Origin of the sequence: Serratia sp. CY47444 (assembly GCF_052168635.1) — a bacterium.
Classification (GTDB): Bacteria; Pseudomonadota; Gammaproteobacteria; order Enterobacterales; family Enterobacteriaceae; genus Serratia; species Serratia bockelmannii.
This window is the reverse complement of the sequence record NZ_JBJNMH010000003.1, coordinates 49,665-69,090: the sequence shown is the minus strand read 5'-3', so window position 1 is coordinate 69,090 and position 19,426 is coordinate 49,665. Positions and strand designations below refer to the sequence as shown.

Sequence of the window (19,426 nt, the reverse complement as noted above, 5' to 3'; positions counted from 1 at the left end):
TCCTAAATCAGGCCGCGCTGCTTGAGGAACGCGTCGGCGACCTGTTGCGGCGTCTGGTAGTCGATATCTACCTTGGCGTTAAGCTCGGTGATGACCTGGTTATTGAACTGTTTCGACAGCGTGTTCAGCGCCGCTTCCAGCCCCGGCGTGTTTTGCAACACGTCGGCGCGCACCACCGGCGTGACCGCATAACTCGGGAAATAGCCTTTGTCGTCTTCCAGCACCTGCAGATCGAACCCTTTCACCCGGCCGTCGGTGGTGTACACCAGCCCGGCGTCGACGAAGCCGTCGCGAATGGCGTTGTAGACCAGGCCGGGGTCCATCTGGCGGATTTGCGGGCGATCGAGCGGCATGTCGTACAGCGCCTGCATCGGCTTCAGGCCGTCCGAGCGGCCGGCGAACTCCAGATCCAGCCCCAGCAGCCAGTTGTGTTTAGGGTCGGTTTTACGCACCTGCTCCACTTTGGCCACCAGCTGCGACATCGTGCGGATCTGCTCTTTTTCCGCGCGCTGTCGCTGCATGGCGAAGGCGTAGGTGTTGTTCATGTCCGCCGGCTGCAGCCAAACCAGCCCGAGTTTGGCGTCGAGCTTTTTCACCGTGTCGTAAGTTTCCTGCGGTGTCATGCGCTTATTGATGTGGTTAAAGATGATCAGCGAGGTGCCGGTGTATTCCCAGGTCATGTCGATCTGTTTGTTGATCATCGCGTTGCGGGTGATCACCGTGGCCAGATTGGTCTTGGGTTCGACCTGAAAACCTTTGGCCCGCAGGTATTGCACGGTGATCGCCGACAGAATGCGCTGTTCGGTAAAGTTCTTGCTCGCCAGCGTGAGCGGGGCGGCCCAGACGGCCGCGCCGGTCATCAGCAAGGAGAACAGCAGCGCGTGGCGGAGGCGTTGTAACCATCGAGTCATCGCGTTTCTCCCGTCAAGATGCGGTATGAGGGCTGAGCCGGCGGCCGAGACCGGCCAGCGCCAGATCGAGCAACAGGGCGATCAGCGCGGTGGCGGCGGCGCCGAGGATCAGCGTCGGGAAGTCGTTCAGGTAGATGCCGGGGAAGATCAGCTCGCCGTAGCTGCTGGCACCGATTAAAAACGCCAGCGGCGCGGTGCCGACGTTAATCGCCATCGCGATGCGCACCCCGGCGAAGATCACCGGTAGCGCGTTAGGGAGTTCAACCTGCCGCAGTCGCTGCCCGGCGGTCATGCCAATACCGTTGGCGGCCTCGACCAGCGCCGGTGGCACCGAACGCAGGCCGGCATAGGTATTGCGCACGATGGGCAGCAGCGAGGCGAGGAACAGTGCCACCACCGCCGGCCGATCGCCGATGCCGATGATTACCATCGCCAGCGCCAGCACCGCCAGCGGCGGCAGGGTGTTGCCGACGTTGAAGATCTGCATCACGTGTTCCGCCCAGCGGCGGGCAAAGGGGCGGCTCAGCAGGATGCCGCTGGGAATGCCGACCAGCAGCGACAGCAGCATGGAGCAGGCCACCAGGAACATGTGTTGCTGGCCGAGATAGATCAAATCTTCCCGGCGCGACTTGAGGGTGTCCCAACCGATGCCGTAAACCAGCAGCGCGATGACGGCGATAAACAGCAGGCTCCCGAGGAGCAGGCGCCGGTATGGCGCTGACTTGTGCATGATGTTGCGTCCTCCGTTGCGCGGAGCGGCCGACGAGACGGCGCATTCCGCTCTGATTGTTACCCACGGCCCGGCGGGCGTGGCGGTACAAAACGGGCGTTTCGCATGAGGTTAGCGACATTGAGCGAAGGGTGCGTTCGGCACAGCGTGCTGAACGTAGGCTCAATACGTGAGTTAATCAGCATAAGATACTGATATTTAAACCCAAGAAAGCACGAAGCCCAAAGGCGTCGGCTAGGGAAGGTATAGCACCCTGTCGTTGGTCGTGCCAAGTTTTATGAACAAAATCAGGTGATTGAGTTTACGCCGATCTGCGCCTCAGCCCGCGTCAGCGCTGGGATGCATGGAAAGTGAAAAAAATCCGCCGCATAACGTTACGCCGTAACAATGAGTCGCAAATGGTGCGATTCGCCGCCGGCAAAGACAGGATGTGAGGGCGGATAGACTCGGCGCAGGCGCTTGCTGATATACTCAGAGAAAATAAAAACGCCAGGAAAGCTGCATAACGCCATGACAAATAACGTTTCACCCGCACCCATCGCCCACCGGCCGCTGATTCTGATCGCCTGTATGCTGGCGATGTTCATGTCGGCAATCGAAGCCACCATTGTCGCCACCGCCATGCCCACCATTATCGGCGATCTCGGCGGCTTCTCGCTGCTGGGGTGGGTATTCGCGGTCTATTTGCTGGCGCAGGCGATCACCATCCCCATCTACGGGCGGCTGGCGGATCTCTACGGCCGCAAGCGGGTGTTCTTCTTCGGCGCCACGCTGTTCCTGCTGGGATCGGTGCTGTGCGGCTTCGCCCCCGACATGTATTGGCTGATCGGCTTTCGTCTGCTGCAGGGGTTGGGCGCCGGCGCCATCATGCCGATCGCTTCCACCATCATTGGCGATATCTACAGCGCCACCGAGCGGCCGAAGGTGATGGGCTACCTGTCGAGCGTATGGGGCGTGTCGGCGATCATCGGTCCGCTGCTGGGCGCGTTTATCGTCCAGCATCTGCCGTGGGCGCTGGTGTTCTGGGTCAACCTGCCGATCGGCCTGCTGGCGATGTTCTTCCTCTGGCGCTATCTGCCGGCGCATCAGCAGCTGCGGCGGCACGCGCTGGATCTGGCGGGCACCGCCTGGCTGACGCTGTTCGTTTCGGCGCTGCTATTGGCGCTGTTGCAGATGGAAAGTCTGGGATGGTGGGTGGCGCCGTTGCTGGCGCTGGCGGCGGCGTCGCTGGCGCTGCTTGTCCGCCAGGAGCGGCGCGCGGTCGAACCGCTGTTCCCGCTGGCGCTGTGGCAAAGCCGGGTGATCGTCGCCGGTAACATCGGCGGGCTGGTGATCGGCGCGGCGATGATGGGCATCAGCGCCTTCCTGCCCACCTTCATTCAGGGCGTGATGGGCGGCTCGCCGCTGGAGGCGGGCACCACGCTTGCGCTGATGTCGATCGGTTGGCCGCTGGCCAGCACGCTGAGCGGCCGTTTGATGCTGATGACCTCGTATCGCGCCACGGCGCTGCTGGGGGCGCTGCTGTTGGTGGCGGGCGGCCTGATCCTGCTGATGCTGCAGCCGAACGGCGGCCTGCTGTGGGGCCGGGTAGCGGCGTTTATGGTCGGTGCCGGCATGGGGCTGTGCAACACCACATTTTTAGTGTCGGTGCAGAACGCGGCCCATTACAGCATTCGCGGCATCGCCACCGCCTGTACGGTGTTTACCCGCATGGTGGGGTCGGCCATCGGCACCGCGATTCTGGGCGCCACGCTGAACCTCAACCTGCAATGGCGTCTGCCGGAAATCGACGATCCGGTGCAGCGGCTGATGGAGCCGGCGGTGCGGCAGAGCATGGGGGGCGAGGCGCTGGCGCAGTTGACCCAGCAGGTGGCGGCTTCGCTGCATTGGGTATTTCTGGTGTCGGCGTTGGTGTCCTTGCTGGCGCTGGCGGCAGCCATGCTGATCCCGGCGCGTTGTCGGCCGCAGGGCGAAGAAGAAGAGGCTGAGCAGGCGTAAGGGATAAGGAAAGGGCGCTGCTGCAGAGCGCCCGGGATAGCCGGTGTGGCTTACTGCGTGTTGGAGGTATCCTGGCTGGTGCCGGTCTGCGCCGCGTCACCGCGATCGTCGCCGTTGCTCAGGCGGGTATAGACGATCTTCTGGGTGTCGTTTTCGCAGTGGCCGACCACTTGGCCGCCCGCTTGATCGGCCTGATCGTTGGGCACGATCTCCAGTTTAAAGCCGGACTCCGGTACGCCGTTATTGACGATTTTTTGCGAAATGTCCGCTTTCACGCTTTCGCAGGAGGCCAGGGCCGCTAACGGCGCGCCGGCCAGCAATACAGCGGTTAATATCAGCGTTTTTTTCATCACGTCATCCTTTTAGACAATGGACTTCCTGTAACAGGATAGCAGCAACGGCGGCCGGGTTTCACGCTTGCCCGCCCGCCGCAGACGGATTAAGGAATAATCCGACGCCCGGTCTGGCGATCCAGGCATTTACGGGTGTCCGGCTCCCAGTACGCGTTAACGTTGTTGCTGTCGTTGCAGCGGTCTTCGTCATCCGCCGCGCGATCGGCCTTGTCGAACTCTTTCTCGACGCGAGTGTTAACCTTGTGGCGCAGGGTTTTGGTATCATTCCACTGCTCTTTGCTCTGGCGCGCTTCTTCGGTGCTCATCGCGCCGCTGCCTTTGCCATCGACGGTGACGCAGGTGCTGCCCTGAGTGCAGGTGGCGGCCAGCGCCGGCGCCTGCCAGGCGCCCATGACGGCCAGCATGGCGACCGGCAGCATCCCGCGCAGCAGTCGTTGGGTCGAAAATGTTTTCATCGTTTCATCCTTATGAGTGAGTGCGCCTGATGATGGCGACACTGGCGTTACCTCGCCCGCAGGCGTGGTGACAAATATACCACCGCGCTCCTGGAATTCACCAGCCAAGCGCCGATTCGTTTAATTTACCGAGAGAAAACTGCGACCGATGTTAAAAACTACGCTGTTGTTTTTCGCCACTGCCCTGGCTGAAATTATCGGCTGCTTCCTGCCTTATCTCTGGCTCAAGAAACAGGGCAGCGCCTGGCTGCTGCTGCCGGCGGCATTGAGCCTGATGCTGTTTGTCTGGCTGTTGACGCTGCATCCGGCGGCCAGCGGGCGGGTCTACGCGGCCTACGGCGGCGTGTATGTGGCGACGGCGCTGCTGTGGCTGCGGGTGGTGGACGGGGTGAAGCTGTCTGCGCTGGACTGGGTGGGCGCCGGGGTGGCGCTGGTGGGCATGCTGATCATCGTTTCCGGCTGGCGCGCGGCCTGAGGAAATAGGGCGGGAGTCGCCTCCCGCCGCCAGGGATCAGGCGCCGCGGTGGATGTTAAGCCCGGCGAAGGACTGGCTGACCGGCATCATTTCCAGCGTGTTGATGTTGACGCGCGCCGGCAGGGTCGCGACCCAGAACACCGACTCGGCGATGTCTTCCGGCGTCAGCGCATCGGCGCCTTCGTAGGTTTTATTGACCTTGCCGTCATCGCCCTTGAAGCGCACGTTGGAAAACTCTGTGCCGCCCACCAGGCCCGGCTCGATATCGGTCACTCGGATACGCGTGCCGTGCAGATCGGCACGCAGGCCCAGGCTGAACTGTTTGACGAATGCCTTGGTGGCGCCGTACACGTTGCCGCCGGCGTAAGGCCAGTTGGCGGCGGTGGAGCCGATGTTGATCACATGGCCGACGTTACGCTCGACCATGGCCGGCAGCAGTGCGCGCGTCATGTTCACCAGCCCTTTGGCGTTGGTGTCAATCATGGTTTCCCAGTCATCGGCGTTGGCCTTGTGCGCCGGCTCCAGCCCCAGCGCCAGCCCGGCGTTGTTCACCAGTACGTCGATCTGACGCAGCTCGGCCGGCAGTGCCTCGATCGCCTGTTGAATGGCGGCGCGGTTGCGCACGTCGAGCCGCACGATGTGCAGCGCTTGCCCTAATTCGTCCTGCAGCTCTTCGAGACGCTCAAGGCGGCGCCCGGCGGCGATCACCTGGTGGCCTTCACGGATAAAACGGCGCGCAATGGCCTCGCCGAAACCGGAGGTGGCGCCGGTAACAAAAATAATCATGTTGCTGTTCCTCAACTGTTTTTACCCTACATACCTCTATCATTAGCACAAAGCCGCAGGCAGTGGCAGCGGTTATCACGGCGGAAAGAAAAAAAGGTCACACCGGGCCGGCGGCCCGATGCTGATTAGCGCTGAGGCGGCAGGTGGTACACCACGGCGTCATACTTGATGCGTTCGCAGCGGCCGGCCAGCACGCCGCCCAGCGACTCGACGAGGCGGCGGCTGGCGGTATTCTGTTCGGCCACCGGGTAGATAAGGTGCTGCGGCTGAAAGCGTTCGCTGACCCAGCGCGCGATGCTCTCAACGATTTCGCGGCCGTAACCCTGGCCATGCAGGCTCTCTTTGACCCAGATGCCCAGCTCCGGGGTGTGGCTGCGCAGGTTGTGTGCGCCGCCGACGCCGACGAACTCTCGGTCTTCGCGCCGGCGGGCGACGAAGATCACTTCTTCGCCTTCGCGCATCAGCGGCAGCCAGCCTTGCCAGACGTTGGCGAAATCTTCCGGTGACGCTTCCGGCTCAAAGGTCATAAAGCGCGTCAGAGTGGGGGTGATCGCCTGGTAAACATCGTCGGCGTCTGCTGCGGTAAAGGGGGCAATCAACAAACGGTCGGTGTCCACGCGGCACTGAGAAAGGTCATTATGATTCATCTTATTCCCTCGCTTTTCAGGCCAGAACGGCAAAAAATCCGCGCCCATAAATCGGGGCGGATCGTCGATACTACGCGTATTGGCGTCAGAAGCGACTTATTTTTCGCCGTTGCGGCGGCGCGGAGGAGTGGTTTTATGTGACATCGTCACGTTGATGGGAAAGGCGGCGGGCACGGTTAACCGCACCCGCCGCTGAAGATCAGAACTTCACCGAACCTTGCAGATAGATCGTGCGCGGCTGGCCGATGTACAGACCTTTGTTGTTGTCGTCATAGGCGCGGGTGAAATACTCGTGGTTGAACAGGTTTTTCACCCCGACGCCCAGATTCAGACCGGCCATTTCCGGGCCGAAATCATAGGCGGCGCGCACGCCCCACAGCATATAGCCGGGAATGCGGCCGGTGCTGCCGTCGGCGCTTTCCGCCACGGTGTTGGCGTTGTCGGCGAACTGGCTGGACTGGAACTCGCCGTTAAGATTAAACGCCCAGTTGCCCGGCGTGTAGTCCAGCCCCAGCGTGCCTTTATGCTTAGGCGAGAACGGCACCTGGTTGCCCTTGTAGCCGCCGTCTTCGCGGATGGTGGCGTTGACGTAGGCGTAGCTGGCGTAGGCGGTCAGGTCGTCCAGTTTCGGCGTCAGCTGCGACAGATCGTAACGCAGGCTGCCTTCCAGCCCGGCGTGGCGGGTTTTGCCGCGCGCGGTCACGCTGTCGGTCACCTGGTTGGAGTCGTACTGGTTGTTGAAGTTGATCAGGAATAGCCCGATCTCGCCGGTCAGCGCATCGCCGGCGTAGCGGGTGCCCAGCTCCCAGGTGCGCGCCTTCTCCGGTTCAATCTTGCCGCTGTCGACCGCTTTGCCCATCTGGCTGTACTGTACGGTGCCGAAGGAGCCTTCGGTGTTGGCGTACAGGTTCCAGTATTCGTTCAGGTGATACATCACGTTCAACGCCGGCAGCGGCGCGTTATAGCTAACGTCGAGGCGGTTGTTCTTGATGTAGTTGTTCTGATACGACTTGATGTACTCGTAGCGCATGCCCGGCGTGATAGTCCAGTCGCCGATGTCGATGCGATCGTCGATATAGAAGGCGTGCGCCTCGGTGCCGGACTGGGTGTCGCGATCGTACGGGCTGGCGGTGGACGGCAGCCTGCCGGTGCTGGCCTTGCTGGTGTAGCGTAGCTCGTGGGTGGATTCGCTGACGTAGCGGTAGCCGACGCCGACCTCATGCGCCGAATCGCCCCAGCGGAAACTCTGGCTGTAGCGCGGTTCCACGCCGCGTACCCAGTATTCGCGCGGCGACAGCGTCAGGTTTTTACCCTGATCCAGATAGCCGCTGCGCAGGGTGTAGGTGTAGAAGCTCTGCACGTCGAACTTATGCTGTTGATCCGGCTGATACTGATAGCCGAAGTTGGCCAACTGGCGGCGGCCCCAGAACTTGTCGTACGGGCGCGTCGACTGGAATGGGTTGGCGTTGTAGTCCGCCCGGCTCAGGCCGCCCGGCATGTCCGCTTCGCCTTCGTAGTATTGCAGCAGGCTGTTGAAGGTGTGCACCTCGTTCGGGGCGTAGCGGCTTTTCAGCATCACGTCGTCAATCTTGGTCGCGCTGTGCTCGCGCCAGTCGCTGCCGCGGGTGCCGGAGTAGAGCAGCGCCGCGCCGAAGCCGTTGTCGGCGGTGCCGCCGATCATCAGGTTGCCGGTGCCTTTCGGGTGATCCTGGCGCGAGGTCGGGCTGAGCTGCCCCTGCATGCCGGCCTCCATGCCGAAGGTTTTCGGGATGGCGCGGGTGACGAAGTTAACCACGCCGCCGACGCTCTGCGGCCCGTAGCGCACCGCGCCGCCGCCGCGCACCACGTCAATCGCATCCATATTGCCGAGCGAGACCGGCGCCAGCGACAGCTGCGGCTGGCCGTAAGGGGCGAAGGGCACTGGGATGCCGTCCATCAGCACGGTGGAGCGGCTGGCGAGGCGCGGATTGAGGCCGCGAATGCCGAAGTTCAGCGCCATGTCATGGCTGCCGGTGCCGTTGTTCTCCGGCGCCACTACGCCCGGCACGCGGTTCAACGCTTCACGCACGGTGGTGGTGCCGGTTTTGACGAAGTCTTCGCGGCGCACTACGTCGCGTGCACCGGGATGTTCGAACACGTCGATCTGGCGGCCTTCCGCCAACCAGTCGCCGACCACGGTGATGTCCTCTTCTTTCTGCGGCTGCGGCAGTTTGGCCAGCGTGTAGCCGTTGTTGCCGAGCGCTTTAGCCTGCAGGCCGCTGCCCGCCAGCAGGGCGTTCAGGCCGTCATCGACGCCGTAGCTGCCGCTCAGGCCCGGCGAACGTTTACCGGCGGTCAGTGCGCCGTCCACCGAGAGCGCGATGCCGGCGCGCGCGGCGAACGCATTCAGCGCGCCGTCCAGCTCACCGGCCGGAATGTGATAGGCGGCAGCGGCGCTGGCGGCGCTCGCCATCTGCGGTGCAGCGAAGACCAGGCCAATGGCCACGGCCAGCGGCGTGGCCCGTTTTCCCCAAAGCGAAGCCGGAGCGACCTTTCCCCAAGCGTTGTTCATACCTTCTCCTGAATCATTTTTTATTTATTGCTGCAGTGTTTTCCTGGGAGTCGGATGAGCGAAGCAAAAGGGACAATCAAGAATGCGATTTTTTATCATTTTTATTTAAAAAGATTCAGGCGGGGACGATTTGCAGCCAATAGCGGGTAAAGCTCTGCAGGCGCACCGGCAGGGTCTGGCTGAGCAGGGCGAGGGCGCGATCGGTATCGTTGAGCGGGAAACTGCCGCTGACGCGCAGGCCGGCGATGGCCGGATCGCAGCTCAGGTGGCCGCGCCGGTAGCGCGCCAGTTCGGCGATCACCCGGTCCAGCCGCCACTGGCTGACGCTCAACACGCCGCGCAGCCAGCCGTCCTCCGTCGTGGCCGGTTGTTTGTCGCTGAAGGCCGTGGTGCTGAAGCTGATCTGTTCTCCGGCGTTCACCCGGCGCTTTTGTTGCGCGTTTTGCGCCAGCTGCGCCTCGACCGCGTGTTCCAGCACCGTCAGGCGCGTCTCGCCGCCGCTCTCACGCACCAAAAAGCGGGTGCCGAGCGCGCGCATCGCCCCCTGCGGACTTTGTACCCACAGCGGCCGGGGATCGCGTCCGGTCACCAGGCTGATTTCTCCGGCGTGCAAGCGGATCAACCGTTGGCGATCGTCGTAATGCACGTCTACCGCGCTGGCGGTGTTCAACACCAGTTGGGTGCCGTCGCTTAACACAATGGGTTTGATTTCGCCGGTGGCGGTGCGGTAGTCGGCGCGCAGCTCCCGGCCGAGCGGCGACTGGTAGAAGAATCCGCCGCCGCCCACGCCGAGCAGCAACAGCAGACTCTTCAGCAGGGTGCGGCGATCGATCGCCGACTGGCGGTCGGCGCGATCGAGCGCACGGTAGCTGAACTTGCCCGGCACGCCCTGCAACTGACTCTGCAGCGCTTCGACGCGCTGCCAGGCCCAGCGGTGATCGTCATGCTGCTGGTGCCAGGCTTGCCATTGTTGGCGCTGGCGTTCGGTGACGTGCTCATCGCACAGCAGGGCATACCAGTGTGCGGCCATTTTCAGCGCCTGGCGCTGCTCGGGGGTGATGGCGTTGCTCATGAATAAATGTCGTTTTCGAGGCTGAACAGCAGGCAATGCTCGGTGGCCTTGGCCATGTATTTTTTAACCGAACTGACCGACACGCCAAGGCGCGCGGCGATGTCCGCATAGCCCAGACCTTCGAGCTGCAACAACAGAAAGGCCTGTTTTACCTTCGGCCCCAGGCCATCGAGCATGGCGTCGATCTGCTGCAGGCTTTCCAGCAGGCTCTGGCGCTGCTCCGGCGACGGGGCGTAGCCTTCCGGGATCAGCGCCAGCATCTCCAGATAGGCGCGTTCCAGCGTTCTGCGGCGGAACAGATCGACCATCACCCGCTTGGCGACGGTGACCAGAAAATCTTTCGGCTCGCGCAGGGTCGCCGCGGCGTCGCTTTTCAGCAGGCGCATGAAGGTGTCCTGCGCCACATCGTCCGCGTCGAACGCACAGCCCAGCCGCCTGCGCAACCATCCCTGCAACCAGGCATGATGGGTGGCGTAAAGGCGCGACAGCGCGGTGTGCGGGGCGGAAGCGGTGGCGGACATGGTTTTCGCATTGCTGGTCAAAAAGATGCGCGGATGATAATTGAGAATGGTTATCGTTTCAAGTTTGTCGGGTGGCCTGCGGAATGGGCCAGACCGCTTTGCATCGTGTTGGAATAAACGTCACGGCCGCGAAATTATCCGCTTGCCCAATAAAGGTGCAGCGGCGCGGTGTTATTTCGGCAAGCAAACGGTTGCTATTCGTCTGCCGTTGAAGACCGCCACGCGTTTTATTCTTTTTTATCGGTTGGTTTTCTTTGGTTGAATTAGTATCACTCTGTTTTTGAATAAAAATATATTTTATGACCGCCTATTGGCACACGGCTTGCTATGCTTAATCCGGTCTTTATGTTTGGGTAAAAAAGGCCTTGTTTCATCATCGCAAGTTATTATGCGGGTGAGCTTGGCCGGCCGTCACAAGGAAGAAAATAATGGCACTGCAATTCACCACGGCTATTCGTGGCAATTTTTTTGATATCGCCGCCTGTGTGGAGGCGCCGCAACAGCTCGAGGAACGCCTGCGGCATGTTCCCGACGGTTTGCTGCTGCTGAACGACGGCGTCATCGTCTGGTTCGGCAGCTGGCAGCAGGGCGAGGCGCTGCTGCCACCGGGCTTCGCGGTCACGGAGTATCGCGACAAACCGATCGTACCGGGGTTTATCGATACCCATATCCACTATCCGCAAACCGAAATGATTGGCGCCTATGGCGATCAACTGCTGGACTGGTTAAACAATTATACCTTCCCGACCGAAAGCCGTTACGGCTGCGAGCAGCACGCCGATGCGATGTCGGCCTTCTTTCTGCGGGAGTTGTTGAGCAACGGCACTACCACCGCGCTGGTGTTCGGCACCGTGCATCCGCAGTCGGTCGATACGCTGTTCAGCCAGGCGGCAGCGCTGAACATGCGCCTGATCGCCGGTAAGGTGATGATGGATCGCCATGCGCCGGAGGCGCTGCTGGAAACGCCGGAGCAGAGTTACCGCCAAACGCGTGAACTGATCGAACGCTGGCACGGCAAAGGCCGCCTCGGTTACGCCATTACGCCGCGCTTTGCGCCCACCAGTACGCCGGCGTTGCTGGCGCAGGTGCAGCGGCTGCGCGAAGAATTCCCCGACGTTTGGCTGCAGACGCACCTGAGCGAGAATCCGCAGGAAGTGGCCTGGGTAAAAGCGCTGTTCCCGCAGAGCCAAAGCTATCTGGACGTTTACCACCGCTACGGCATGACCGGCAGCAAAAGCGTGTTCGCCCACTGCCTGCACCTGGAGGAGCAGGAGTGGGACTGCCTGTGCGAGACCCGCTCGGCAATCGCCTTTTGCCCCACCTCCAACCTGTTTCTCGGCAGCGGGCTGTTTGACCTGCAGCAGGCCTGGCGCAAGCGGGTGAAGCTCGGTATCGGCACCGACGTAGGGGCCGGCACCACCTTCAATATGCTACGCACGCTGGGTGAGGCGTACAAGGTCGGCCAACTGCAGCATTACCGGCTCGCCGCCGTAGAAGCGTTCTATCACGCCACCCTGGGCGGTGCCCGCGCGCTGTCGCTGGACGACAAAATCGGCAACTTCAACGTCGGCAAAGAGGCGGATTTCGTGGTGCTCGATCCGGCGGTCACGCCGCTGCAGCAGTTGCGCTACGCCAACAGCGCCACGTCGGCGGAGCAAGGGTTCGTGCTGATGACCCTGGGAGACGATCGCAACATTTATCGCACCTATGTGAATGGTAAGGTGGTTTATGAGGCGTCGCGCTGACACAGCCGCGCCTGCAGCCAAACGCTGAGCGGTGCGACGGCGACGGCACTCAGCGCGCACAGCCATAACAGACGTTGCAAACTGAGCGGGGTGAGGCCGCCGCTCAGCAGCGTGGAGGAGAGCAAGAAGGCCACCGTGGCGCTCAGGTGTATCAGGGCGGTTTGCAGTACGCCGAAGGCGGCGCGTTGCCGATTGTCCGGCCAGCGCATGCTCAGGGAAGAGATCGCCACCAGCCGCGCATAGGCCGCCGCGAGAAACGCGACCATGAACAGTTCACCGCGATCGCCACCGCGCGCCGCCAGCCACAGGCTGCCCAGCAGCAACAGCGTGGCGCCCACCGTCAGCGTCACGGCACCAAAGCGTTGCAGCCAGCGGCCTGCCAGCACGGTCGCCAGATAACCGGCCACGCCGCCGATGAAAAATAGCCAGGACAAATGCGCGTCTACCACCTGTAACCGCTGGGTGAGCAGCGGCGCCAGCACCGGGATCAGCAGCATTGGGCTGAACTGCGTCAGGCCGGCGGCGGCGAACGGCAACAACCGGCGATCGAGCGTGACGGGCGCGGCAGCCTGTGGCTGCGGCGCATCCCTGGGAACGAACAGCGCCACCAACACCGCCGCCAGCAGACATAGCCCGCCGATAGCCGCCAGCGCAACGCGCCAGCTTGCCACTTCGCACAGGTACAGCATGCCCGGCATGCCGACAATGCTCACCAGCGAAAAAGACGCGATCACCGTCGCCAGCATTCTGCCGTGCAGCGCGGCCGGCGCGGCGTTGAGCAGCAAGCCGATCCCGACGCCCATCGTGGTGCCGCCCAACAGCCCGGCCAGCAGCCGCAGCGCTAACAGCCAGTAAAACTGCTGGGTTGTGGCGATCAATAAGGTGGTCACACCCAGTAGCGTGACATTGAGCATCAGAAAGCGCTGCTTCTCAACGCCGCCGATCCAGAAAAATGCGCCGATGCCGGAAATCACCGCCGCCAGCGTATAGGCCGCGCTGACATAGCCGGCGTAGCTGACGGGCACGGAAAAGTCGGCGGCCATGTAGAGGAATATCGGGTTGAATACCATGTATTCCAGTGCGTTGGTGAACTGAATAAAGGCGATGACCAGCGCTATCGCCGTCAGCTTTCTCGTGGGTGTCATAAGCATCTATCGGTTGCAGAGTCAGGCCGGCAGTGTAGCGCTTGGCGTTGATCGGGATTAGATGGTAGAAATGGCATGGTTTGTTATCAAATCAGGGATAATCATGCGCGATAAATTGGATTTAAACCTGTTACGCATCTTCGTGGCGGTGGTGGAGCAAGGCAGCTTCGTCGGGGCGGCGCGGGCGCTGGCGATGCCGACCTCCAACGTCAGCCGCTATATCTCTCAGCTGGAGCGCCAGCTCGAGCAGCGATTGCTCGAACGCAGCACTCGCTCGATGCGGCTGACGCCGAACGGCCAGCTGTTGCATGAACGCACCCAGCCGCTGCTGGCGTCGCTGGAACACACCGCGCAAACCCTCAGCGAACGGCAGCAACAGCTGCGTGGGCCGCTGCGCCTGTGCGTGCCCAATGAAGTGGGGCCATACCTGTTGGGCGAGCCGCTGGCGGCGTTCGCCCTGCAGCATCCGCAGATCGAAATCAGCTGCGTGACCAACCTGGCGGGTATGACGTCGCTGCTCGACGATGTCGATCTGGCGGTGATGATCAGCCGGGGCATGCTGGACGACAGCGACTATGTCGCGCAGCCGCTGGCGTCTTTCCCCTGCATCGTGGTGGCCGCTCCGGCGTTGCTGGCGCAGTGGTCGCCGTCATCGGAGATTGAACAATTCACGCAATTGCCCTGCATCAGCACGGTGGATGCGCTGAAGGGCATGCCGTGGCAGTTCGTCCGCCCGGACGGAACCTTCGTTACCGTCCCGGTCAATGCGCGCTATCGCGTCAATAGCGGGGAGATGGCGCTGAAGGCGGCCTTGGCCGGCGTGGGGTTCGCCATGCTCTCTGAGCTCGGCTGCCGGCCGTTTCTGGCCGATGGCCGTTTGGTTGAGGTGCCGCTGGCACTGCCGCCGGCGCCGCTGCAGCTGTATGCCGTTTACCCCGGTCGCCGCTATCTGCCGGCCAAAACGCGCGCGCTGCTGACCTTTCTGATACAGCAGGTCGGCGAGGCGGCTCACGTCTAATCACTTGTTTTTGCTCAAACTGCCCTAAGCTAGGAGGTGACTCAGAGGGAGCCATTCCCCGAGACCTTATTCCGTGAACATGGAGGCGTTTCGATTTGATACGTTTATCCACATTGCTGCTCGATCCGGCGGTCACGCCGCTGCCTATTACATATGGCGAGAGATAGAATGAATAGAGTTATTTGATTAGGAGGCTCTTTATTGGTTTTTTATCGATATGCATAGTGATATACGGCTATGTGGCTGGGTAAGTGCGTAAAAAAAATTGCATTTCTTCGGAACGCCCGATATCATAATGAGAATAATTATCTTTACGATATCGCTAATTAAAAACAACAGATCTGTTTTAATCTCTGCTGCTGTTTTTCGATATGCTTCCGCATTTTACGAGCCAAGGCTGGCTTGAATTTTATTTCTGGAAAGGGATGTCATGCGTGATTTGTTTCGACAGGAAGCCACGGATCATCAGCGGGCGAAATGGGCGGGTAAGGCTTTATTGATAAACGGCTTGCCTGCCTGGTGCTTTGGTCTTTTATCGTTTTTATTTATTCTTTTTTTCCTCTCTTTTCTTATATTCAGTCATTATACACGCCGCATTAATGTTTATGGTGAAATCACCACCTTCCCCCGCTCAGTCAACGTGTTTGCGCCCCAACAGGGTTTTATCTCGGAACGCTTCGTCGAAGTGGGGGATGTGGTTAAAAAAGGCCAGCGTCTTTATCAGATTGATGTCAGCCGAGTGACGGATAACGGGAAAGTGAGCGCCAATACGCGCCTGGCGCTTGAAAACCAGTTAAAACATGTCGACAGCATCATTCTTAAGTTGCAAGACAACAAGCGTATGACGCTGGAAAATCTACGCGCGCAAAAAAAACAGTATGAATTGGCGCATATGCAGTCCAAACAGCTGTTGGATAATGCACGAGAGGGGGTGGCATTTGCTCAGGACAACATGCGTTCCTATAAGGAATATCAGCAACGCGGTCTGATTACCAAGGATCAGCTTAGCGGGCAAACCTATTCATTTTATCAACAACAAAGTCTGTTCCAAAACCTGCATAGTCAACACATTCAAGAGTCGTTGCAAATTACGAATTTGGAAAGTGACATCGTTACGCGCGCGGCAGATTTCGATAACCAAATTTCGCAGTACCAGTTTCAGCGCAATGATTTGCAACGGCAGTTAGCGGAAGCCGATGCCAGCGGCGCATTGATCGTGAACGCCCCAAGCGATGGCCGCATTGAGTCTCTCAGCGTTACGCCGGGTCAGATGGTCAATAGCGGTGACAGCTTGGTACAGATTATTCCACGTAATGGCGCGATTTATCAGCTAGTTTTATGGTTGCCGAACACCAGTGTGCCTTATGTTTCAGCGGGGGACGGCATTAACATTCGCTATGACGCTTTCCCTTATGAGAAGTTCGGTCAGTTTCCCGGCAGAATAGAAAGCATCGCTTATGTACCGGCCTCCATTCAAGAAATGTCAACTTACAGCAGTTCTCCCGTGCATCAACCCAGCGCGCAAACGGCATCTTTTTACAAGGTGACCGTTTCCCTGGATAAAACGCATGTCAGTTACCAGGGCAAAGCGTTGCAGCTCACTAACGGCATGCGGGCTCAATCCACGCTGTTTCTGGAAGAAAGGCCTCTATATCAATGGATGTTCTCACCTTTCTACGATATGAAAAACAGCCTGATGGGGCCAATCAATGACTGAATCTTATTTAGACGTGCTAAAGGGCAAACTCAATTTGTCGCTGCGCCGCAAAGTGCCGCAGATCCTGCAAACTGAAGCCTCGGAATGCGGGCTGGCCAGTTTAGCGATGGTATGCCATTACCATGGTTTGCAAATCGATCTGTTTAATCTGCGCAGCCGCTACGGCTTTTCTTCACGCGGGGCGACGCTCTCCGCGTTGATTGACATCGCGAGCGCCCTGAAGCTGCAATCCAGAGCGTTATCGCTGAATATCGATGAGCTCAAAGCGTTGAAAATGCCCTGTATTCTGCATTGGGACATGAAGCATTTCGTGGTGCTTGTCAGTGTCAGCCGAGGGCGGGCGGTGATCCATGATCCTGCCTTTGGCCGTAAAGTGCTGGAGTTGCATGAACTGTCGCGGCATTTTACCGGCGTAGCGCTTGAGCTATGGCCAGACAGTGAATTTCAGCCGATCAAACAGCAAAGCAGATTGCGCTTTCGTAAGCTGATGAGCAATGTGCGCGGCCTTAAGGGAGCCTTGCTAAAGATCTTCTGTCTGTCGATCGTGATTGAAGCGGTTAATCTGCTGTTGCCCGTTGGTACGCAGTTGGTCATGGACCATGTGATTTTGGCCGGCGATCATGATCTTTTAGCGCTGATATGTATAGGATTGCTGTTCTTTATTTTATTCCGCACCGGCGTATCCATGTTGCGCTCGTGGATCTCTATCGTCATGGGCGCGTTGATAGACGTGCAATGGAAGGCGGGAGTGTTTGATCATCTGATGAAATTGCCGCTTTCCTTCTTTGAGAAGCGCAAGTTGGGTGATATTCAATCCCGTTTCGGCTCATTGGATACGATAAGAGCGACTTTCACTACCAGCATCGTCAGCAGCATTATTGATGGCATCATGTCTGTCGGGGTATTTGTCATGATGCTGCTCTATGGCGGCTGGTTAGTTTGGGTGGTGCTCGGCTTTACGGCGATATACGTCATTCTCAGGCTGTCGACTTATCAACATTATCGGCAGCTGTCGGAAGAGCAGTTGGTGAAGGGCGCGCGGGCCGGGTCTCATTTCATGGAGACGTTATATAGCATCAGTACGTTAAAGGCGTTGGGGTTATCTGAAACCCGTTCACAGTATTGGCTGAATCTAAACGTAGAAACGATCAATGCGGGTATCAAACTGACCAAGTTAAACATGATGTTTGGCGGTTTGGGGGCGTTTATTGCCACCTGCGATCAGGTGATCATCCTTTGGCTCGGCGCGGCATTGGTCATAGACAATCAAATGACGATCGGCATGTTTATCGCGTTTAACGCCTACCGTGGGCAGTTCTCGGAGCGTGCCAGCAGCTTGATCGACATGATGCTTCAGCTGCGAATGTTAAGCTTGCACAATGAAAGGGTGGCGGACATTGTGCTTTCGTCACCGGAACCGCAAATGCCCGCGCGTCAGCTCTTCACAAAAGGCAACGCCGCAGAGCTTCAGGTGCGGAATCTGCGCTACCAGTATGATCGTTTGGCGAAACCCATTATCACGGATTTGAATCTCAGCATTGCCGCGGGAGAAAGCGTGGCGATTGTCGGCCCCTCCGGCGTGGGTAAAACCACATTGATGAAGTTAATGTGTGGGTTGCTGTCGCCGGATGAAGGGGCCGTGCTGGTCGATGGTATGGATATCAGCAACATTGGCGTTAATAATTATCGCCAATGTATCGCTTGCGTGCTGCAAGATGACAAGCTGCTGGCGGGATCTATCGCTGAAAATATTTCAGGATTTGACGCCGAAATGGATCTGAAACGTATTGAGGCGTGCGCACGGCGTTGCAATATGCATGATGATATTCAAAACATGCCGATGGGCTACGAAACATTGATCGGCGAATTGGGGGGAAGCCTTTCTGGCGGACAGAAACAGCGTTTATTGATAGCCCGTGCGCTCTATCGTCGCCCCAGCATTCTGTTTATGGACGAAGCGACCAGCCACCTGGATCTCGATAATGAAACACATATTAACCGCGCTATTTCACAACTGAACATTACCCGCGTGATTATTGCGCACCGTCCATCGACGATTGCCTCTGCGGATAGAGTCATTCAACTCGGGTAACGTCAGCTTCGCTTCACCTGGCTTCTTCATCTCGACATTTTCGCTACGCCAACCGCGCTGCTCACCCTGTGGTGGGCCCATGACAAAAAGGGTTATCATAACGATAACCCTGGCATGAAATGACGCTTTAGGCGCTGAAGCCAACGTTAACCGGGGAGGTCAGCCGTGTGGCTGGCAGGGCCCCGATCAGTTCGAATCGGTATTGTTGTTGTTCCCCCACATGGTACCGCCGCCGTTGCTCCCGCCCCAGGGAATGCCTGATGGGCCAACAGAGCCGGGGGCACGATCGCCGGTGACATAGTTACCGACAGCACCGCCGACAATGGTGCCGACAACGCCGCCCGCCACGCCACCGATAGAGCCGATGCCACCGCCGATCGCTGCGCCGACCGTTTCCGCGGAAACCGTCAATGTACCGCTGCGATCTCCTGCACCGGAAATGATTGAACATTCTTCAGAGGTAAGATTGCGCATATTTGCTCCTTAATCATTAAATTTTAAAATAAGCCACGTTTATCATGCCGAGCGTTGCCCGCGATCGCTATTGAGCAATTTATGCGTGCCGATAACGGCAACGGCGATAAGGGCGTATTTCAAGAAGCGATTGAGGGTGAAATAATCCGCAATCGTGCCAGCAACAAGCCCAATTAAAATGGCGAACAATACAATAAGTGACTTTTTCATATGATGAACACGAATCTTCCTGTATTAGTTACTGTCGGCAGGATTGTTCGTCGATGTTTGTTTATTGCCACCCAACATGGATTCCACCATTTTGCCTGCGGTATAGGCGGCACCACCGATAACGGCACCGGCAACAGCGCCTGGGCCGGCACCGACACCGCCAGCCATGGCGCCGGTCATCGCGCCACCAACCGCGCCGGCCGCGACGGCCCCGCCCAGTTCCGCATAGCTGAAATCCCCAGCGGCTGCGATAAAGTTCACTTCATTAATCGTAAGTTCTCTCATAACGACTTCCTTATATTATTGGTTTTTGGTTTTTGCAGTTTTCCGATACCAGAAAAATGCCACTAGCAAGGTTGAAAAGATAAAGGATTGAATGATTGTGCTGGTAAACCTCCTGTCTTCGGAAAAAAATAACGAATAAAAAATATCCATGAATGTGTAGTAAAAGCAGAACAAAAAAATCCAACTGCTGGGTAATTTCATCAGTGCCTCGATAGGTTTGATTGGCCAGGGGTATCTTCTC

Annotated in this window: 20 protein-coding genes; 7 read left to right on the top strand and 13 right to left on the bottom strand. The window is 58.9% G+C overall.

Features of this window, described 5'->3' with window-relative positions:
* Positions 1 to 2: 2 nt before the first annotated feature.
* On the bottom strand, positions 3 to 860 hold the full coding sequence (locus ACJ8IL_RS06745; protein ID WP_169541220.1) for a glycine betaine ABC transporter substrate-binding protein: 858 nt from the start codon (positions 858 to 860) through the stop codon (positions 3 to 5).
* 64 nt (positions 861 to 924) lie between these two features.
* Positions 925 to 1,641 (bottom strand): ABC transporter permease, encoded by a 717-nt coding sequence (locus ACJ8IL_RS06740; protein WP_043143261.1) that lies wholly within the window; start codon positions 1,639 to 1,641, stop codon positions 925 to 927.
* Positions 1,642 to 2,151: 510 nt separating this feature from the next.
* Between ACJ8IL_RS06740 and ACJ8IL_RS06735 the strand changes: the two genes are divergently transcribed.
* The gene (locus ACJ8IL_RS06735) at positions 2,152 to 3,639 is read left to right on the top strand and encodes an MDR family MFS transporter (protein ID WP_043143259.1); all 1,488 of its coding nucleotides are present in this window, start codon (positions 2,152 to 2,154) and stop codon (positions 3,637 to 3,639) included.
* 50 nt (positions 3,640 to 3,689) lie between these two features.
* On the opposite strand, the gene ACJ8IL_RS06730 is transcribed toward ACJ8IL_RS06735, so the two are convergent.
* Positions 3,690 to 3,989 (bottom strand): DUF1161 domain-containing protein, encoded by a 300-nt coding sequence (locus ACJ8IL_RS06730; protein WP_060432992.1) that lies wholly within the window; start codon positions 3,987 to 3,989, stop codon positions 3,690 to 3,692.
* An 89-nt stretch (positions 3,990 to 4,078) separates the two neighbouring features.
* Positions 4,079 to 4,447 (bottom strand): DUF1283 family protein, encoded by a 369-nt coding sequence (locus ACJ8IL_RS06725; RefSeq protein WP_038873959.1) that lies wholly within the window; start codon positions 4,445 to 4,447, stop codon positions 4,079 to 4,081.
* 148 nt (positions 4,448 to 4,595) lie between these two features.
* Between ACJ8IL_RS06725 and ACJ8IL_RS06720 the strand changes: the two genes are divergently transcribed.
* Positions 4,596 to 4,922 (top strand): YnfA family protein, encoded by a 327-nt coding sequence (locus ACJ8IL_RS06720; protein ID WP_025302721.1) that lies wholly within the window; start codon positions 4,596 to 4,598, stop codon positions 4,920 to 4,922.
* A gap of 36 nt (positions 4,923 to 4,958) precedes the next feature.
* Here the strand turns inward: ACJ8IL_RS06720 and ydfG are convergent, their stop codons facing one another.
* The 5 genes from ydfG to fecI all read right to left on the bottom strand — a co-directional run bounded on the left by ydfG (position 4,959) and on the right by fecI (position 10,499).
* Positions 4,959 to 5,708: a bifunctional NADP-dependent 3-hydroxy acid dehydrogenase/3-hydroxypropionate dehydrogenase YdfG gene (gene ydfG, locus ACJ8IL_RS06715; protein ID WP_025302722.1), complete on the bottom strand. Its 750-nt coding sequence runs from the start codon at positions 5,706 to 5,708 to the stop codon at positions 4,959 to 4,961.
* A gap of 125 nt (positions 5,709 to 5,833) precedes the next feature.
* Positions 5,834 to 6,355 (bottom strand): GNAT family N-acetyltransferase, encoded by a 522-nt coding sequence (locus ACJ8IL_RS06710; protein WP_442516436.1) that lies wholly within the window; start codon positions 6,353 to 6,355, stop codon positions 5,834 to 5,836.
* 199 nt (positions 6,356 to 6,554) lie between these two features.
* Entirely contained in the window at positions 6,555 to 8,906 is a 2,352-nt protein-coding gene (gene fecA / locus ACJ8IL_RS06705; RefSeq protein WP_141997970.1) for a TonB-dependent Fe(3+) dicitrate receptor FecA, read from the bottom strand.
* A 115-nt stretch (positions 8,907 to 9,021) separates the two neighbouring features.
* Positions 9,022 to 9,978 (bottom strand): ferric citrate uptake sigma factor regulator FecR, encoded by a 957-nt coding sequence (gene fecR, locus ACJ8IL_RS06700; RefSeq protein ID WP_141997972.1) that lies wholly within the window; start codon positions 9,976 to 9,978, stop codon positions 9,022 to 9,024.
* Positions 9,975 to 10,499 (bottom strand): ferric citrate uptake sigma factor FecI, encoded by a 525-nt coding sequence (fecI, locus tag ACJ8IL_RS06695; protein ID WP_442516435.1) that lies wholly within the window; start codon positions 10,497 to 10,499, stop codon positions 9,975 to 9,977. The genes fecR and fecI overlap by 4 nt, the downstream gene beginning before the upstream one ends.
* A 46-nt stretch (positions 10,500 to 10,545) precedes the next feature.
* On the opposite strand from fecI, the gene ACJ8IL_RS06690 reads away from it, so the two are divergent.
* Positions 10,546 to 10,761 carry a hypothetical protein gene (locus tag ACJ8IL_RS06690; protein ID WP_141997976.1) on the top strand — a complete coding sequence of 72 codons (216 nt, stop codon included), beginning with the start codon at positions 10,546 to 10,548 and terminating at the stop codon, positions 10,759 to 10,761.
* A 166-nt stretch (positions 10,762 to 10,927) separates the two neighbouring features.
* Complete coding sequence (gene guaD, locus ACJ8IL_RS06685; protein ID WP_025302727.1) at positions 10,928 to 12,244, top strand: guanine deaminase; 1,317 nt, start codon at positions 10,928 to 10,930, stop codon at positions 12,242 to 12,244.
* On the opposite strand, the gene ACJ8IL_RS06680 is transcribed toward guaD, so the two are convergent.
* Positions 12,226 to 13,389, bottom strand: coding sequence for an MFS transporter (locus tag ACJ8IL_RS06680; protein WP_406903087.1), 1,164 nt, complete (start codon positions 13,387 to 13,389; stop codon positions 12,226 to 12,228). The genes guaD and ACJ8IL_RS06680 overlap by 19 nt on opposite strands.
* 103 nt (positions 13,390 to 13,492) lie before the next feature.
* On the opposite strand from ACJ8IL_RS06680, the gene ACJ8IL_RS06675 reads away from it, so the two are divergent.
* The 3 genes from ACJ8IL_RS06675 (at position 13,493) to ACJ8IL_RS06665 (ending at position 18,216) form a co-directional block, all read left to right on the top strand.
* Complete coding sequence (locus ACJ8IL_RS06675; RefSeq protein ID WP_049295526.1) at positions 13,493 to 14,407, top strand: LysR family transcriptional regulator; 915 nt, start codon at positions 13,493 to 13,495, stop codon at positions 14,405 to 14,407.
* Between the two features lie 430 nt (positions 14,408 to 14,837).
* Positions 14,838 to 16,124, top strand: coding sequence for an HlyD family secretion protein (locus tag ACJ8IL_RS06670; RefSeq protein ID WP_442516434.1), 1,287 nt, complete (start codon positions 14,838 to 14,840; stop codon positions 16,122 to 16,124).
* Positions 16,117 to 18,216 carry a peptidase domain-containing ABC transporter gene (locus ACJ8IL_RS06665; protein WP_141997982.1) on the top strand — a complete coding sequence of 700 codons (2,100 nt, stop codon included), beginning with the start codon at positions 16,117 to 16,119 and terminating at the stop codon, positions 18,214 to 18,216. Before ACJ8IL_RS06670 ends, ACJ8IL_RS06665 begins: the two co-directional genes overlap by 8 nt.
* Before the next feature lie 186 nt (positions 18,217 to 18,402).
* Here ACJ8IL_RS06665 and ACJ8IL_RS06660 read toward each other — a convergent pair whose 3' ends face one another.
* Genes ACJ8IL_RS06660 through ACJ8IL_RS06650 form a run of 3 tightly spaced genes read right to left on the bottom strand, consistent with a single transcriptional unit; the run spans position 18,403 to position 19,185 of the window.
* Positions 18,403 to 18,690 carry a hypothetical protein gene (locus ACJ8IL_RS06660; RefSeq protein WP_025302730.1) on the bottom strand — a complete coding sequence of 96 codons (288 nt, stop codon included), beginning with the start codon at positions 18,688 to 18,690 and terminating at the stop codon, positions 18,403 to 18,405.
* Positions 18,691 to 18,732: 42 nt separating this feature from the next.
* Positions 18,733 to 18,900, bottom strand: a complete 168-nt coding sequence (locus ACJ8IL_RS06655) for a hypothetical protein (protein WP_016927849.1) — start codon at positions 18,898 to 18,900, stop codon at positions 18,733 to 18,735.
* A 24-nt stretch (positions 18,901 to 18,924) separates the two neighbouring features.
* Positions 18,925 to 19,185 carry a hypothetical protein gene (locus ACJ8IL_RS06650; RefSeq protein WP_016927848.1) on the bottom strand — a complete coding sequence of 87 codons (261 nt, stop codon included), beginning with the start codon at positions 19,183 to 19,185 and terminating at the stop codon, positions 18,925 to 18,927.
* Positions 19,186 to 19,426: the final 241 nt, after the last annotated feature.

Bases quoted from the DNA above. Each gene is read 5' to 3' on its own strand.
- ACJ8IL_RS06745 (WP_169541220.1), bottom strand. From the start codon at position 860: ATGACCGGCGCGGCCGTCTGGGCCGCCCCGCTCACGCTGGCGAGCAAG.
- ACJ8IL_RS06740 (WP_043143261.1), bottom strand. From the start codon at position 1,641: ATGCACAAGTCAGCGCCATACCGGCGCCTGCTCCTCGGGAGCCTGCTG.
- ACJ8IL_RS06735 (WP_043143259.1), top strand. From the start codon at position 2,152: ATGACAAATAACGTTTCACCCGCACCCATCGCCCACCGGCCGCTGATT.
- ACJ8IL_RS06730 (WP_060432992.1), bottom strand. From the start codon at position 3,989: ATGAAAAAAACGCTGATATTAACCGCTGTATTGCTGGCCGGCGCGCCG.
- ACJ8IL_RS06725 (WP_038873959.1), bottom strand. From the start codon at position 4,447: ATGAAAACATTTTCGACCCAACGACTGCTGCGCGGGATGCTGCCGGTC.
- ACJ8IL_RS06720 (WP_025302721.1), top strand. From the start codon at position 4,596: ATGTTAAAAACTACGCTGTTGTTTTTCGCCACTGCCCTGGCTGAAATT.
- ydfG (WP_025302722.1), bottom strand. From the start codon at position 5,708: ATGATTATTTTTGTTACCGGCGCCACCTCCGGTTTCGGCGAGGCCATT.
- ACJ8IL_RS06710 (WP_442516436.1), bottom strand. From the start codon at position 6,355: ATGAATCATAATGACCTTTCTCAGTGCCGCGTGGACACCGACCGTTTG.
- fecA (WP_141997970.1), bottom strand. From the start codon at position 8,906: ATGAACAACGCTTGGGGAAAGGTCGCTCCGGCTTCGCTTTGGGGAAAA.
- fecR (WP_141997972.1), bottom strand. From the start codon at position 9,978: ATGAGCAACGCCATCACCCCCGAGCAGCGCCAGGCGCTGAAAATGGCC.
- fecI (WP_442516435.1), bottom strand. From the start codon at position 10,499: ATGTCCGCCACCGCTTCCGCCCCGCACACCGCGCTGTCGCGCCTTTAC.
- ACJ8IL_RS06690 (WP_141997976.1), top strand. From the start codon at position 10,546: ATGGTTATCGTTTCAAGTTTGTCGGGTGGCCTGCGGAATGGGCCAGAC.
- guaD (WP_025302727.1), top strand. From the start codon at position 10,928: ATGGCACTGCAATTCACCACGGCTATTCGTGGCAATTTTTTTGATATC.
- ACJ8IL_RS06680 (WP_406903087.1), bottom strand. From the start codon at position 13,389: ATGACACCCACGAGAAAGCTGACGGCGATAGCGCTGGTCATCGCCTTT.
- ACJ8IL_RS06675 (WP_049295526.1), top strand. From the start codon at position 13,493: ATGCGCGATAAATTGGATTTAAACCTGTTACGCATCTTCGTGGCGGTG.
- ACJ8IL_RS06670 (WP_442516434.1), top strand. From the start codon at position 14,838: ATGCGTGATTTGTTTCGACAGGAAGCCACGGATCATCAGCGGGCGAAA.
- ACJ8IL_RS06665 (WP_141997982.1), top strand. From the start codon at position 16,117: ATGACTGAATCTTATTTAGACGTGCTAAAGGGCAAACTCAATTTGTCG.
- ACJ8IL_RS06660 (WP_025302730.1), bottom strand. From the start codon at position 18,690: ATGCGCAATCTTACCTCTGAAGAATGTTCAATCATTTCCGGTGCAGGA.
- ACJ8IL_RS06655 (WP_016927849.1), bottom strand. From the start codon at position 18,900: ATGAAAAAGTCACTTATTGTATTGTTCGCCATTTTAATTGGGCTTGTT.
- ACJ8IL_RS06650 (WP_016927848.1), bottom strand. From the start codon at position 19,185: ATGAGAGAACTTACGATTAATGAAGTGAACTTTATCGCAGCCGCTGGG.